Source organism: Rhodanobacter sp. ANJX3, from assembly GCF_014200755.1.
In the GTDB taxonomy this organism is placed as follows: Bacteria; Pseudomonadota; Gammaproteobacteria; order Xanthomonadales; family Rhodanobacteraceae; genus Rhodanobacter.
The window spans coordinates 795,345-809,886 of record NZ_JACHCM010000001.1; the positions used below are offsets into that span (position 1 = coordinate 795,345).

18 protein-coding genes are annotated in these 14,542 nt (G+C 61.2%); 15 read left to right on the plus strand and 3 right to left on the minus strand.

Going from position 1 to position 14,542, the window contains the following annotated elements; genetic code table 11:
* Positions 1-126: 126 nt before the first annotated feature.
* From clpX to tig, 3 genes are all read right to left on the minus strand, one after another.
* Positions 127-1,419 carry an ATP-dependent Clp protease ATP-binding subunit ClpX gene (clpX, locus tag HDE76_RS03365; RefSeq protein ID WP_179476899.1) on the minus strand — a complete coding sequence of 431 codons (1,293 nt, stop codon included), beginning with the start codon at positions 1,417-1,419 and terminating at the stop codon, positions 127-129.
* Positions 1,420-1,528: 109 nt separating this feature from the next.
* The gene (gene clpP / locus HDE76_RS03370; protein ID WP_304624554.1) at positions 1,529-2,152 is read right to left on the minus strand and encodes an ATP-dependent Clp endopeptidase proteolytic subunit ClpP; all 624 of its coding nucleotides are present in this window, start codon (positions 2,150-2,152) and stop codon (positions 1,529-1,531) included.
* A gap of 41 nt (positions 2,153-2,193) precedes the next feature.
* Positions 2,194-3,486 (minus strand): trigger factor, encoded by a 1,293-nt coding sequence (gene tig / locus HDE76_RS03375; protein WP_179476901.1) that lies wholly within the window; start codon positions 3,484-3,486, stop codon positions 2,194-2,196.
* A gap of 409 nt (positions 3,487-3,895) precedes the next feature.
* Here tig and HDE76_RS03380 point away from each other — a divergent pair, with 409 nt between their 5' ends.
* From HDE76_RS03380 to HDE76_RS03450, 15 genes are all read left to right on the plus strand, one after another.
* Positions 3,896-4,603, plus strand: a complete 708-nt coding sequence (locus HDE76_RS03380; RefSeq protein ID WP_184505370.1) for a phage antirepressor KilAC domain-containing protein — start codon at positions 3,896-3,898, stop codon at positions 4,601-4,603.
* A 69-nt stretch (positions 4,604-4,672) separates the two neighbouring features.
* On the plus strand, positions 4,673-7,093 hold the full coding sequence (locus HDE76_RS03385; protein ID WP_184505372.1) for a DNA-directed RNA polymerase: 2,421 nt from the start codon (positions 4,673-4,675) through the stop codon (positions 7,091-7,093).
* 33 nt (positions 7,094-7,126) lie between these two features.
* On the plus strand, positions 7,127-7,267 hold the full coding sequence (locus HDE76_RS03390; RefSeq protein ID WP_184505374.1) for a hypothetical protein: 141 nt from the start codon (positions 7,127-7,129) through the stop codon (positions 7,265-7,267).
* A gap of 4 nt (positions 7,268-7,271) precedes the next feature.
* Positions 7,272-7,427, plus strand: coding sequence for a hypothetical protein (locus HDE76_RS03395; RefSeq protein ID WP_184505376.1), 156 nt, complete (start codon positions 7,272-7,274; stop codon positions 7,425-7,427).
* Positions 7,420-7,656 (plus strand): hypothetical protein, encoded by a 237-nt coding sequence (locus HDE76_RS03400; RefSeq protein WP_184505378.1) that lies wholly within the window; start codon positions 7,420-7,422, stop codon positions 7,654-7,656. Before HDE76_RS03395 ends, HDE76_RS03400 begins: the two co-directional genes overlap by 8 nt.
* Complete coding sequence (locus HDE76_RS03405; RefSeq protein WP_184505380.1) at positions 7,653-7,940, plus strand: hypothetical protein; 288 nt, start codon at positions 7,653-7,655, stop codon at positions 7,938-7,940. The genes HDE76_RS03400 and HDE76_RS03405 overlap by 4 nt, the downstream gene beginning before the upstream one ends.
* Entirely contained in the window at positions 7,937-8,461 is a 525-nt protein-coding gene (locus tag HDE76_RS03410; RefSeq protein WP_184505382.1) for a hypothetical protein, read from the plus strand. The genes HDE76_RS03405 and HDE76_RS03410 overlap by 4 nt, the downstream gene beginning before the upstream one ends.
* Positions 8,462-8,607: 146 nt before the next feature.
* Complete coding sequence (locus HDE76_RS03415) at positions 8,608-9,273, plus strand: hypothetical protein (protein ID WP_184505384.1); 666 nt, start codon at positions 8,608-8,610, stop codon at positions 9,271-9,273.
* On the plus strand, positions 9,251-9,697 hold the full coding sequence (locus HDE76_RS03420) for a RusA family crossover junction endodeoxyribonuclease (RefSeq protein WP_221262263.1): 447 nt from the start codon (positions 9,251-9,253) through the stop codon (positions 9,695-9,697). Before HDE76_RS03415 ends, HDE76_RS03420 begins: the two co-directional genes overlap by 23 nt.
* Positions 9,694-10,086, plus strand: a complete 393-nt coding sequence (locus HDE76_RS03425) for an N-acetylmuramoyl-L-alanine amidase (protein WP_184505388.1) — start codon at positions 9,694-9,696, stop codon at positions 10,084-10,086. Before HDE76_RS03420 ends, HDE76_RS03425 begins: the two co-directional genes overlap by 4 nt.
* Positions 10,086-10,439 carry a helix-turn-helix domain-containing protein gene (locus tag HDE76_RS03430; protein WP_184505390.1) on the plus strand — a complete coding sequence of 118 codons (354 nt, stop codon included), beginning with the start codon at positions 10,086-10,088 and terminating at the stop codon, positions 10,437-10,439. Before HDE76_RS03425 ends, HDE76_RS03430 begins: the two co-directional genes overlap by 1 nt.
* Positions 10,436-10,597 carry a hypothetical protein gene (locus HDE76_RS03435; protein ID WP_184505393.1) on the plus strand — a complete coding sequence of 54 codons (162 nt, stop codon included), beginning with the start codon at positions 10,436-10,438 and terminating at the stop codon, positions 10,595-10,597. Before HDE76_RS03430 ends, HDE76_RS03435 begins: the two co-directional genes overlap by 4 nt.
* A 145-nt stretch (positions 10,598-10,742) precedes the next feature.
* Complete coding sequence (locus tag HDE76_RS03440; protein ID WP_184505395.1) at positions 10,743-12,206, plus strand: toprim domain-containing protein; 1,464 nt, start codon at positions 10,743-10,745, stop codon at positions 12,204-12,206.
* A gap of 172 nt (positions 12,207-12,378) precedes the next feature.
* On the plus strand, positions 12,379-12,627 hold the full coding sequence (locus HDE76_RS03445) for a hypothetical protein (RefSeq protein WP_184505397.1): 249 nt from the start codon (positions 12,379-12,381) through the stop codon (positions 12,625-12,627).
* A gap of 7 nt (positions 12,628-12,634) precedes the next feature.
* Complete coding sequence (locus tag HDE76_RS03450) at positions 12,635-14,479, plus strand: DNA polymerase (protein ID WP_184505399.1); 1,845 nt, start codon at positions 12,635-12,637, stop codon at positions 14,477-14,479.
* Positions 14,480-14,542: the final 63 nt, after the last annotated feature.

Here is a 14,542-nt window from a genome sequence, read left to right on the forward strand (position 1 = left end):
ATCTGTTACTCATGTGGAGGCCAACCAGCGCCCACTCAAGGTATCACCGTTGCGTAAAGCAAAAACGGCTCCGGAATTCACCGGAGCCGCTGTTGATGCCGACTTACGCAGCATGTTGCGATCGAATCAGGCAGCGTCGCCGCCCTCTCCTGCCACACGCTGCTGCAGGTTGCCGCGATAGATCAAGTAGGGTTCGGCCTGACCATTGATCACCGCGTCATCCACAACGACCTTGCTGACGTGCTCCAGCGACGGCAGTTCGTACATCGTATCCAACAGAACCTGCTCGAGAATGGTGCGCAGACCGCGCGCACCGGTCTTACGCTTCAACGCTTTGCGGGCAATCGCCTGCAGCGCCTCCGGACGAAATTCCAACTCCACTTCTTCCATCTCGAACAGCTTCTTGAACTGCTTGGTGACGGCGTTCTTGGGCTCGGTGAGAATCTTGACCAGCGCCGGCTCATCCAGTTCGTCGAGCGTGGCCACCACGGGCAGACGACCGACGAATTCGGGAATCAGGCCAAAGCGAACGAGATCCGCGGGCTCCACATCGGACAACGTCTTGCCGAGGTTTTCGGTGCGCTCCTTGCTGCGCACTTCGGCCGAGAAGCCGATGCCGGTGTTCTCGGAACGCTGCTGGATGACTTTTTCCAGCCCGGCGAACGCGCCGCCGCAGATAAACAGGATGTTCTTCGTGTCGACCTGCAGAAACTCCTGCTGGGGATGCTTGCGGCCACCCTGCGGCGGCACCGAAGCCAGCGTGCCCTCGATCAGCTTCAACAGCGCCTGTTGCACGCCTTCGCCGGACACATCGCGGGTGATCGACGGGTTTTCGCTCTTGCGCGAAATCTTGTCGATTTCGTCGATATAGACGATGCCCGACTGCGCCTTTTCGACGTCGTAGTCGCACTTCTGAAGAAGCTTCTGGATGATGTTCTCGACATCCTCACCGACATAGCCCGCTTCGGTCAGCGTGGTGGCGTCGGCGATCGTGAACGGCACATTGAGCAGCCGAGCCAGCGTTTCCGCCAGCAGCGTCTTGCCCGAGCCGGTCGGACCGATCAGCAGGATGTTGGACTTGCCAAGCTCGATGTCGTCGCTTTTCTGACGCGATTCGATACGCTTGTAGTGGTTGTAGACGGCAACGGCGAGCGCTTTCTTGGCGCGCGTCTGGCCGACCACGTACTGATCGAGCGATTCTCGAATTTCACGCGGCTTGGGCAGCTGGGTGCGGCCGGATGCGGCCTTCTCCTCCAGCTCCTCGCGGATGATGTCGTTGCAAAGCTCCACGCACTCGTCGCAGATGAACACGGAGGGACCCGCGATCAGCTTGCGTACTTCGTGCTGACTTTTGCCACAAAAGGAGCAATAGAGAATCTTGCCACTATCGCTAGAACGGCCCTGCCGATCGTCACTCATACTTTCGATCCCGCTGGTAAATCTGGGTGCGTCCCGAGAATAACACAGCGTTCCGCCTCTGCATGCAGGAGCGAAACGCTGGTCGGGACACGCGTGTGCAGCGAGGGGATCAGGCCGATTTGACCGTGTCGCCCGCGCGTTTGCCGAGCACTTCGTCGATCAGGCCGTAAGCCTTGGCGTCGACGGCGTTCATGAAGCGATCGCGCTCCATGTCCAGCTCGATCTTCTCGATCGGCTGGCCGGTGTGCTCGACGTAGAGCCGGTTCAGGCGCTCGCGGATGTAGAGAATCTCGCGTGCCTGAATCTCGATGTCGGTCGCCTGCCCCTGCGCGCCGCCGGAGGGCTGGTGGATCATGATGCGTGAATTCGGCAACGCATAGCGCTTGCCCTTGGCACCCGCCATCAGCAGGAACGAACCCATGCTGCACGCCTGACCGATGCACATCGTGCTGACGTTCGGCTTGATGAATTGCATGGTGTCGTAGATCGCCAAACCGGCCGTGACCGCGCCGCCCGGGCTGTTGATATAGAACTGGATATCCTTGTCTGGATTTTCCGATTCCAGAAACAGCATCTGGGCGACCAACAGATTGGCGACCTGGTCGTTGACTTCACCGACCAGAAAGATCACGCGCTCCTTCAACAGCCGCGAATAGATGTCGTAGGAGCGCTCGCCGCGGGCCGTCTGCTCGACGACCATCGGTATCAAATTGAGATTCTGGATTTGGTCCATAGCCATGGTTGCAGCTCTCCGTTGAATGGACCTGGTAAGGCTCAGGCGTTAGCCGGACGCATCACGTCATCGAAACTCAGATCTTGCTGCGTAGTTTTAGCATGTTCTGCCACCCACTCCGCGACTTGGTCTTCCATCACACGATTCTGCAGCCCAGACATCAATTGGGGGTCGCCGTTGTAGAGTTCAATGACTTTCTCGGGCTCTTCGTAGGTGGACGCGATAGCTGCCAGCTGCTCGGCGACGCGCTTGCGATCGATCACCAGCGACTGCTTACGGGCGATTTCGCCCATCAACAACCCGGCAATCACACGCTTTTGCGCGATCGGCAGCGCCGCTTCGATCAACTGCGGCGGCGGCTGCTGGCCGCGCGGCACGTTGCCCGCGGCCATGTTCTGCGCCTCGGACTGCACCATCAGCTTGGGCACTTCCAGCTCGCCGTGCAGATTGGCGAGCTTTTCCGCCACTTCGGACTTCAGACGGGCCATCAGCGCCGCCTTCAGCTCGCGCTCGAGATTGGCGCGCACTTCCTTGCGGAACACTTCCAGATCGCCGTCTTCGATACCGAAAAGCTTGGCGAATTCGCCGTCGATCTCGGGCAGCTTGGGCTCCTGCACCTTGATGATCTTGAAGCTGACCTTGGCGGTCTTGCCGGCCAGCTCCTCATTGCGGAAGTCGGCCGGAAAGGCGATATCGGTGTCGAAGCTGTCGTCGGCCTTGTGACCGACCAGCGCATCGTCCAGCGCCTTGAACAGGTTGCCCGAACCCAGCACGCTGCCCGCGCGCTCCATGCCTTCGGCTGGGAAACGATACTCGCCGGCCTCGGCGGAATATTCGAACATCACAAAATCGCCTTCCACCGACGCCCGCTCCACTTCATCGAAGCTGCGGCGCTGCTGGCGCAGGGTTTCGAGCATCTTGTCGATGTCGGCATCGGTCACCACGGCGACCGGGCGGGTGATTTCCAGACCCGATACGTCGATGACCGGGAACTCCGGCAGGATTTCGAAGGTAGCGGTGTAGGCAATTTCGCCATCTTCCGGCTGGCCGGTCGTGTTGATCGAGGGATTGGCGATGGGCTGCAGCTTTTCCTGCTCCACCGCTTCACGCAGCGTGCTGCCGATCAGGTCGGAAAGCACCTCGCCACGCACCTGCGCGCCGAAGCGCTGCTTGATGACCGTGGTAGGCACCTTGCCCGGACGAAAGCCCTTCAGACGCACCGTACGGCCCATTTCCGCAATACGTGCAGTCACCTGCGTCTCGAACCGCTCCGCGGGAAACTTCACCGTGAGCTTGCGCTCGAGCGTGCCGATGTTTTCAACCGAAACCTGCATGACGTCTCCTGGTACAACCTGATGTTATGGGCCTGCAATAGGCACCCTGGCAGCAACCGCCGCCGACAAAAAAAAGAAAAATCACCCGGTTTGGTGCGAAAGGGGGGACTCGAACCCCCACGATGATTAGTCGCCAGAACCTAAAGCCGACGCATCCAAACAATAAACAGCCACTTAGCTTAACAGGTGCCGTTTTCGGTGCCAATCAGGTCCCAGCGGTGCCTCTCGGGGTGCCATCGGCAGGTGCCAGGTGGATATAAACACAAGCCTAGGGGAGACGAACCAAGAGAGAGAACCTAAAGACTCTTTAGGAGCACTACCCGGTCTCCAGTGTGTCCCCCTTCCATCTTCATTTCCAGCCTCGGAGCCACACGGTTCCGGGGCTTCTTTATGTGTCCAGGAGAACCCCATGAGTATCGTCCTCGGTAACACCACCGTCCGCATGGACAGCGTGGGCAGATTCAATCTGAACGACATCCACCTCGCTGCAGGCGGGGCGCACCACCACAAGCCTGCCTACTGGCTGCGCAACAAGCAGGTGAAGGAAATCATCGCCGACCGGCTAAAGGCACAAATTAGTGACTTAGCGCCTGTGGTCGCCACGCGCGGTCGATACGGCGGCACCTACGTCATCAAGGGCCTCGTCTACTCCTACTCCATGTGGGTATCGGCTCCCTTCCACAATCAAGTAGTCGATGCCTATGACGCTATGGCGCAAGTCGCCGAGCCAGGGCACGTGCTGCCGTCGAACCTATCAAAGATTTACCGGGAGCTGGCTGACCTGCACGACGAGAACGCGGCACTGAAGAAGAACCTCGAAGGTGCCGATGAGGCGCTGCGGTTCCACTCGAAGGTCGGCGACCTGAAGGGCACCTACTCGATCACAGAAGCAGCCCACCTCTTAGAGATGAGTGGGCAGGCCCTCGGTCTCTGGATGGATTCCAAAGGACTCCTCTACAAGATGGGCGGCCCCTGGCTGGCGAAGCAGGCGATGCTCAACGAAGGCTATCTCGTGACCCGGATAGTGGAGAGGAACAACGGTCTCCGCCAGCAAGTCCGCGTCACCGCGAAGGGACTGCTTTACCTGCACCGCAGGTTGAAGCGCGCCACCGCCTGATCCACCAACAACTCATTCACCACCTCAAGGCCCCCTCACCGGGGCCTTTTTCGTTTCTAGGAGACCCGCATGGATACCGTGCAGCAGACCGCTTCCCTCCGCGACAGACAGCTCGCCCTCGAAGAAGAATCCCTGACCCTCGGCATCGACCGCTACCAGAAGGAGCGCGGACGCCAGGACGAAGCCGACTCCGGCCCCGGCCGCCGTCTCATCACCGACAGCATCAACCCCCTCTCCGTAGCCATCGACACCTTCGTGTCCGACGCTCGCAACGGGAAGCCCGGCAAGAAGCATACCGCTGTGCGCTGGGTCGAGAAGTTCCCGTCTACCGAACTCGCCTACATCACCGTCCGCCACTGCCTCAACGCTATCTCGAACAGGGATACCCGTGTGCAGACGGTCGCTGAGGCCATCGCTACGTCGATTGAGGACTCCATCAACTACTCGCGATTCCGCGAGGTCTCCCCCGGTCTCCACAAGCACATCCAGAACGTCCTGAAAAAGAGCACATCGCAGCGCCACTCGCGCAACGTGATGGAAGCAGCAACCCGCCGCGTCGAGCTGGAGCAGTTCGCGTTCCCCGGCCACGATGGCGTCCACTTCGGCATGAAGATGGTCGAGCTGTTCATCGAGTCCACCGGCTTCGGCATGCTGTTCAACGACTCGTCCCACGGGAAGACGAAGGAGCGCGTCCTGCTGCGCGGCACGCAGCACGTCCTCGACTTCCTTGAGAACGCGCACGACGCGGCAGCTCACTTCAGCCCCATCCGTATGCCCATGCTGGTTCCTCCGACACCTTGGGTGTCCTCCAAGGGCGGCGGATACCTGACCGACGCTGGCGGCCTGGTGCCGCTGGTGCGTACCCGAAACAAGCCCTACCTGCGCGAGCTGGGGAACGTGGACATGCCAGCCGTCTATCAGTCGGTCAACGCGATCCAGGCAACGGCCTGGAAGATCAACACATCGGTACTGAATGTCATGCGTGATGCGTGGGATGCAGGCGGCGGTATCGCTGGCCTGCCCTCCCGCGACCTGATCGAAGTGGCACCACTGCCGTCGCTGGATATGGACAGATATAAGGTAGAGCAGCCCGAGGAGTTCAAGGCGTGGAAGCGCGCCCGCGCCGACGTTTACGAACTCAACGCACGCACTACCTCACAGCGCGTCTCGGCGGCGCAGAAGATCGCGCTCGCTACCCGCTTCTCCAGCGAGGAGGCCATCTACTTCCCGCACTCCCTGGACTTCCGGGGCCGCGTCTATCCCGTACCGGGAACCCTGAATCCCCAGGGCGACGACACGGCGAAGGCGCTGCTGACGTTCGCCAAGGGCAAACCGCTGGGTTCCAGTGGCGCGCGTTGGCTGGCAATCCACGTTGCCAACCTGTTCGGCGTGGACAAGGTGCCGTTCGCCGAGCGCATCCAGTGGGTGAAGGATCACCAGGAGCAGATTCTCGACTCCGCCCTGCAGCCGCTCGACGGGCAACGCTTCTGGACTGAAGCGGATTCCCCGTGGTCGGCGCTGGCCGCCTGCTTCGAGTGGGCCGGCTATGTAATGACTGGCACGGAGTTCGTGTCACACCTCCCCATCGCCCTCGACGGCTCATGCAATGGCCTGCAGAACTTCAGCGCCATGCTGCGTGACCCCGTGGGCGGCAAGGCAACCAACCTGATCCCCCAGGAGAAACCCGCTGACATCTATACGCAGGTGATGAAGGTCGCCGCCGAGCGCATCAAGAAGGAAGCCGAAGGCGGCGACCCGATGGCGGCCCGCTGGGACGGCCAGCTCACGAGAGACATTGTTAAGCGTCCCGTGATGACCCTTCCTTATGGAGTGACCAAGGCAGGCATGCGCGGTCAGCTCATGGAGAAGATGGGCAACGACCGTGACAAGGGTGCCCACGAGGAAGCCTCGTACCTTGCTGGTGTCCTGTGGGATTCCATCGGTCAGGTCGTGATCGCCGCGCGCGTCGCGATGGATTGGCTGAAGGCGTCGGCGAAGGTTGCAGCGAAGGGCGACATGCCTGTGAGCTGGACTACGCCGGCCGGCTTCCCCGTCCTTCAGGAGTATCGCGAAAGCCTCGCAACGCAAGTCCAGACCTATGTTTCCGGCAGATCGGTGCGTATAAACACAAGCGTAGAAGGAACAAAACTTGATTCACGTCGTCAGGCCCTCGGCATCTCGCCGAACTTCATCCACTCCTGCGACGCGGCCCACCTGATGCTCACTGTCTGCACCGCCCTTGAGAACGGCATTGTGGACTTCGCCATGATCCACGATTCATACGGCACCCACGCGGCGGACACCGACGTGCTGGCGGCCTCGCTGAGAGCTGCGTTCAACGAGCAGTATTCCCGTGAAGTCCTCACCGACTTCCGCAACGAGCTGGTCGCTCAGCTACCCGCTGAAGTGGCCGTAGAACTTCCCGAACTCCCGCCGAACGGCGACCTCGACCTCTCCCTCGTGGAGCAGTCCCTCTACTTTTTTGCCTAATCACTTGACTCTAGTCAACCCTTGAGGATGCGTATGACCATTCAATACAACTCGATGCTGCATACCCACACCGCCACCGACCGCTACGGCGTGGTGCTGGCCGTCTACAACCCGGCCGTCCACGGCACCCTCGCGGACTTCCGCGCCACCGCCCGCGCCCTGGTCGGAGGCTGACCCGGTGCTGATCTGGACTCTGAGCGATGTCATCGCCGTCTCCTTCTTCGCCCTCGCTAGCGGCGCTCTCGTCGTCCTCTGGATTTTCGAGCTGAGCCGCCGCGCCGCGCGCCGCATCCGCAACTCCTTCCGCAACCTCTGGAACCGCAAACATGGCTAAGGCACGCACCGTCTCCCCGTTCTACACCAAGCGCATGCAGCGCATGGCCGTCGCCGCTACGCGCACCAACGATCTGAACCTGATCCTCACCGTCACCGGCGAGATCAAGCGTGCGATCAAGTGGCGCGCGTACAACCACCTGCTGCGCCACTCGTGGCCTCGTCCGATGTCCGGCGTCAATTACGCCCGCATCGACACGAACCTCGGCCTGATGGCGCGCTTTTCTTGAGTCTCGCGTCAACCGTCCGGGATCGCGTTCTCTCCTCGTCCCCTGAAGCTGCGGCTCAGGGGGCCTTCGAGGTCATCAACGCCCTGCAAGACCTTCACCCGGCTCGCCAGGTTCTCGCACTGGCCGCCGCGCTGAAGGTGACCGCCGATGTCTTCGAGATCGACCCCCGCGAACTGCTGGGGATCGTCACTCGCATGGAGGCTCAGGCGCGCTTCGACAACCAAGACTTTTTCACCGCCGTGACGCTGTACGTCGAAGGCGAAATCAAAAGGAAATACGCATGAGCCACAAGAAGTTCAACGTCGGTGACCGAGTGAAGTTCATCAAGGACTACAGCGTCCACGGCGCTCCGCTGGGTTCGGTGGGCGTCGTCAGGTCGTTGGGGAATTACGACTGCTACTACGTAGAGCTGGACAACGGCACCTTCCCTGAGCCTGCTGCTGAGCATCGCTTGGAGCTGGTCAAGGCCGCAAAAGGAAAGCCAAGCACTGCGTTCAAGACCGGCATGAAAGGCAAGACCGAGGCAGGCCATAAGTACGAAGTGCTCGCTGTCTTCCCGCAGCGCGCGAAGTCCATCATCGCTGACGTTAACGGAACCGTGCGCGATTACTACCCGGATGGGCGAGCCTCGAACCTGGGCCACTGCGGCTTCGATCTGATCCCCACCAAGTCCACGCTCACCACGTTCATCAACATTTACCGCGACGGCTACTCCACCGGCCATCCAACCCTGCACGCGGCCCGCGTCGCAGCAAACCTCGGCGTACTCATCGTCGGCCACGAGCTGACCGTCGAAGCCCCGTGATAACCCCCACCGAACTCCTCCGGGACGCCTACCGGGAGCTGGATGAATCCGGCTCCCTGTCCCCCACGACCCTGCGCAATCTCCACACGGCCGGCATCGACACCGCCGTGTTGACTGCAATCTCAACCCTCGAAACGGAAGACTGAATGGCACAGAAGAAGTACCCGATCCTCAACACCCCGAAGGGTGTGGCCGTATGGCCGAACCTTAACGCCCCGGACACGAAGTTCAAGCCCGAAGGCGAGTACACCGCGCGACTGGCGTTCGATCCGAACCTGCCCGAAGTGCAGAAGCTCATCTCCACGCTGGAAAAAGTCCGCGACGAACTGTTCGAGGAGTTCAAGGCTGAGAAGCCGGCCCACAAGAAGTTCGAGGTTGCCCCGGTGTTCACCGAGGAGCTGGACAAGGAAGGCGAAGAAACCGGCCGCATCACGATCAACTTCAAGATGAAGGCGAGCGGCGTCAGCAAGAAGACGAACAAGCCGTGGACGCGCAAGCCCACGATCTTCGACAGCAAGGGCAAGGAAATCAAGAACCCGCCGACCATCGGTGGCGGTTCGGTTCTCCGCGTTGCCTGCGAGCTGGGTGGCGGCGGCGTGCCGAGCGCCAAGAAGTTCTACCTGTCACCGAAGCTGGTCGGCGTGAAGCTGCTGGAGCTGGTGACGTTCGGTAGCGTGACCGCTGCAGGCTGCGGCTTCGGCGAAGACGAAGGCGGCTACGAGGCCGACGACGACACACCGGCATCGGGTTCGTTCGACTCCGACGAGTCGGGCAGTGACGAGGGCGATCATGGCGGCAGCGGGGACTTCTAAGTTCCTGACACCGGGCATGAAGCCGGAAGCAGTGGTGGCGGGACATCTCGCCACCATCGTCATCCCACTCGAACCTCTACCCGCATCCCGCCCCCGCGTTACCAAGTGGGGCACCTACATCGCAAAGCCGTACAAGCAGTGGATCGACGCTGCACTCAAGGTCGTCCCCCAGGGCAACCTCTGGCTCGACAAGAACCTCCCGCTCCTCGTTGTGACCACGGCCGTCTGTACGAAGGCCCGCACGTCCAAGCTTTTCTTCCCCCGCATGGATGTCGATAACACCGCAAAGGCGGCCCTCGACATCATCACGAAGATCGGCGGCTACTGGGCTGACGACAATCAGATTGTCCACCTGGTTACAACCAAGCGCTTCGTCAGACCTGACGAGCCAGCGCACACCTCCCTCAGTATTTACTCGTTGTGAAGATCAAAGCCCTCGACACCATCGAGCGCATCTTCGTTACCTGTTCCATGACCGCTCCCTCCGCCGACATCGGCGTTGCGGAACTGGCGAGCGCACATCGCCGCCAGGGTTACTCCGAGATCGCTGTTCACTACGTCATTCGACGGGACGGCACCGTGGAGAAGGGACGCGACGAAAGCTTGCGTGGTGCTGCTGCGCCCACCCATGCCTCCAGCTCGCTCCAGGTCTGCCTCATCGGTGGCCTTAACGAGTCCCTGGAAACCAAGGGTCGATTCACTCCTGAGCAGATCAAGGTGCTGCGGCGCGCTTCAGAGCTGCGTGGCGTGCCGTTGGCGTTCGGCCACGAGCCACCCCTCCTCTCACTGAAAGAACTCCTCAAGGAATCCTGATGAACCTCCCGCCGCAATCAAAGACCGTGCTCGCGCACCTCCGTGCCGAAGCGCACATCACCTCATGGCAAGCCGAAGGCGTGTACCGCATCCGACGCCTTGCCTCGCGCATCGACGAGATCGTTGCGGCGGGATACGAGGTCACCAAGACCGAGGCGCGTGACGCCACTGGTCAGCGTTACATCCGCTACTCCCTGAGCGCAGCGCAGAAGCGCTACGCCGGCCCCATCAATCCGCCGCGCGCGAAGTGTCTGCGCCTGACCGTCGAACACATCGAAGAAACGATGCACGAACTCGGCTACTGCCGCTGCGCTGTGGAAAAACTCATCAACCGCCTGAAGGAATCTGCATGACCCGTACTGCCACCGCTATGCGTAACGCGTTCCACAGTGCCTACATCGCTGCGAACCACACCAACAAGACAACCGCACTCGTCGGTTCGGCGCTGAAGCGCCACGTCGGTCTGGTGACCCGCAAGACCATGTGGTCGATCCAGCGTGGAAAGCGCTGAATCCGAGCTGGTCTCGAAAGGCTCTTGCGACGACTGCGGTTCCTCTGATGCGTGTGCCCTCTATTCCGATGGGCACACGCACTGCTTCTCCTGCGGCAAGACCCGCCAGGGCGACGGCACCAACACACACAAACGGAGCAAGCGAATGTCCGCTGAGTTTCTACACGGACAGCCCCAGGCTCTAACGAAGCGTGGGCTGTCAGAGGATACCTGTGCCAAGTTCCGCTACACAGTCGGAGAGCACCACGGGAAGCCAGTACAGATCGCCAACTACATCCGCGATGGCGAAGTGGTTGCGCAAAAAGTCCGGTACGCCGGCAAAGAGTTCAACGTGCGCGGCTCACTCAAGGGCGCTGGCCTGTACGGTCAACACCTCTGGAGTCCGGGCCGCAAGATCGTCGTCACTGAAGGCGAGATCGACTGCCTGACCGTCAGTCAGGTACAGGACAACAAGTGGCCCGTCGTGTCCGTTCCCAACGGCGCGCAGGGCGCACGCAAGGCAATCGCTGCCGAACTCGAATGGCTGGAGAAGTTCGAGGAAGTGGTGCTGCTGTTCGACATGGACGAAGTGGGCCAGTCCGCCGCACAGGAGTGCGCGCTGCTGTTCACACCGGGCAAGTGCAAGATCGCCCATCTCCCGATGAAAGACCCGAATGAGATGCTGCTGGCCGGCAAGGCCCGCGACATCATCACGGCTATCTGGAACGCCAAGGTGTTCCGTCCCGATGGCATCGTGACCTTCGGCGACATCAAGGAGAAGGCGCTCTCCGCCGTGACTCAGGGACTCCCCTGGTTCCTCCCGACGCTGACTGCTGCCACCTACGGCCGCCGCTACGGCGAGAGCTACTTCTTCGGTGCCGGCACAGGCGTGGGCAAGACCGACCTGTTCACTCAGGAGATCGTCCACACCGCCATCGACCTCAACGAGAAGTGCGGCTTGTTCTACCTGGAGCAGCCACCTGTCGAGACCGGCAAGCGTGTTGCTGGCAAGCTCGCCGGCCGCCGCTTCCATGTGCCTGACGACTCGTGGTCACAGGAGGAGCTGACCGACGCGTTCGAGAAGGTCGAGGCCAGCGGCAACGTCTTCATGTACGACTCCTTCGGCAGCACCGAATGGGCCACCGTGCTCGCAAAGATGAAGTACCTGGCCGCTGCCGAGGGCGTCAAACACTTCTTCCTCGATCACCTCACGGCCCTTGCGGCTGCAGAGGAGGACGAGCGGAAGGCCCTGGAAAAGATCACCGCCGAGATCGCCTCGTTTGCACAGGCGAACAACGTGTGCATGTACGTCATCTCGCATCTGGCTACGCCCGAGGGCAAGCCGCATGAGGAAGGTGGCCGCGTGATGATTCGCCACTTCAAAGGCTCCCGCGCGATTGGCTTCTGGGCGCATTTCATGTTCGGCCTGGAGCGTGACCAGCAGGCGGAGGACATCGCAGTCCGCCAGCACACCACGTTCCGCATCCTGAAGGATCGCTTCACCGGACAAGCGACGGGCAAGACCATCGGTCTCGGCTACGACGTGGAGTCCGGCCGGCTGTTCGAGCAGGAGCTTGAGGAGTCCCCGATGTTCCCTGATGAACCAGGGGAAGGCAGCAACGACTTTTGATTGAGTCCGAAGCTGTCGAGCACGTTTTCTACATCCCCAAGGACGCCCCGCTACTCGCTGCAGCGTCCGCCTGTTTCCCCTACGCAACCCCATCCACCGCCACCGATGCCGCCTTGCGATTCCCGCAGGGCGGCCGACGTGTGCGCGTAACCATCACTGTCGAGGAACTGCCATGAACCTGTTTTTCAAGAACCTGATCGCTGCTGTCGTCTCCGCTGTCGTGCCGACCACCGTTGACGCGATCACCAACCGCTTCAACAAGGACGTGTCCAAGCTGGAGAAGCTGGCACTGGATCACCGCGCTGCTGCCGAGTCGCACACCGACCTGGCCCATGACTTCCTGGACATGGCCGACGCTGCGCATGACGAAGCCGACCGCGCCGAGCGCGTTGCTGCCCGCGTCAAAGCCCTGATCGACTAAGCACTCGATGCTCATATTCGACATCGAGACCAACGGCCTCATCCCGGAAATGGATCGCGTTCATTGCATCGCAATGCGCGACATCAAGAAGGGCATCACGTACAGGGCCAACGATCACGGATCGAAGCTGAGCATTGAGGAAGCACTGCGCATCCTGATGGAAGCCCCGGACATCTGCGGGCACAACGTCATCGGCTTCGACATCCCTGCGATCCAGAAGGTCTACCCATGGTTCAAGCCGAAGGGTCGTGTGTGGGACACGCTAATTATGTCCCAACTCATGTTCACCGATCTGTTCAACGATGACGTGAAGCGAGTACGGCAGCACGAGAAGGATGCTGCAGCGGGCCGGCGCACTGCCGGCATCTACCCGAAGAGGCTCATGGGCAAGCACTCGCTCGAAGCGTGGGGCTGGCGTATGGGCGTCTGGAAGGGCGACTACTCCGACATCATGAAAGCCAAGGGCCTCGACCCTTGGGCGGAGTGGAATCAGGAGATGGACGACTACTGCGTCCAGGACATCCGCGTCACCGCCAAGCTGTACGACAAGCTGATGGCTCTAGGCTTCAGCGAAGACAGCATCCGCCTGGAGCACGACATCGCGCCGATCCTTCGGCGGCAGGAGGCTTACGGTTTCCTGTTCAACAAGGCGAAGGGTGCGGAGCTGGAAGCTACGCTGATCGGCCGCCGCGCCGAGCTGGTCGAGAAGCTGCGTGCGGTGTTCCCACCGTGGCAGGCGAAGGCCGGCATCATCATCCCGAAGCGCGCCAACAAGGCGAAGGGCTACGAGGTCGGTGTCCCCTTCCAGAAGTGGAAGACCGTGACCTTCAATCCCGGATCACGCGCGCACATCGCCGACCGCCTGTCCGCACTCTACGGCTGGAAGCCCACGGAGTTCACCGACGCCGGCACGGTCAAGATGGACGAGACCACGCTGGAGGGCCTGAAGTATCCCGAGGTGCCCCTGCTGATCGAATACCTGACCGTTGAGAAACGGCTGGGCCAGCTCAGCGAAGGCAAGCAGGCATGGTTCAAGTCAGTGAAGGCGGACGGCCGTATCCACGGTCGAGTGAATCAGAACGGCGCAGTCACCGGTCGCATGACGCACTCCTCGCCCAACATGGCGCAGGTGCCCTCCTCCGGTTCCCTGTACGGCCCTGAGTGCCGTGCGTTGTTCGGCGTGCCCAAGGGCAAGAAGCAAGTCGGCGCAGACGCCAGCGGTCTTGAGCTGCGGTGCCTCGCTCACTTCATGGGCCGATGGGATGGCGGTGCATACGCGAAGGTGATCCTGGAAGGTGACGTTCACACCACCAACCAGCTCGCCGCCGGACTCCTCACCCGCAACGAAGCCAAGACCTTCATCTACGCCTTCCTCTACGGAGCAGGTGACGCGAAGATCGGCTCGATTGTCGGCAAGGGTGCGAAGCGAGGGGCTGAGCTGAAGGCTCAATTCCTGAAAGGACTGCCAGCTCTGGACTCGCTCATCAAGGCGATCCAGCAGACCGTTCGCAAGCAGGGATACCTCAAGGGCCTGGATGGCCGCCGTGTGCATGTCCGCAGTGCCCACGCTGCATTGAACACTCTGCTGCAGGGTGCCGGTGCAATCGTGATGAAGAAGGCTCTCGTGCTACTTGATGAGCGTCTGCAAGAGAACGGCCTGATCCCCGGCCTCCACTACGAGTTCGTCGCCAACGTGCATGACGAGTTCCAGTTAGAGGTCGATGAGGAACTTGCCGAGACCGTAGGTGCCGCCGCCACCGACGCGATCTTCCGCGCTGGTGAGTATTACGGCTTCCGTTGCCCGCTGGCCGGCGAGTTCAAAGTCGGCAACAACTGGCACGACTGCCACTGAGGCAGAGCGCCACACCGGCAAGCCGTCTACTTGCACTGACGAAGCACCGGGCGAAGAAGCGGG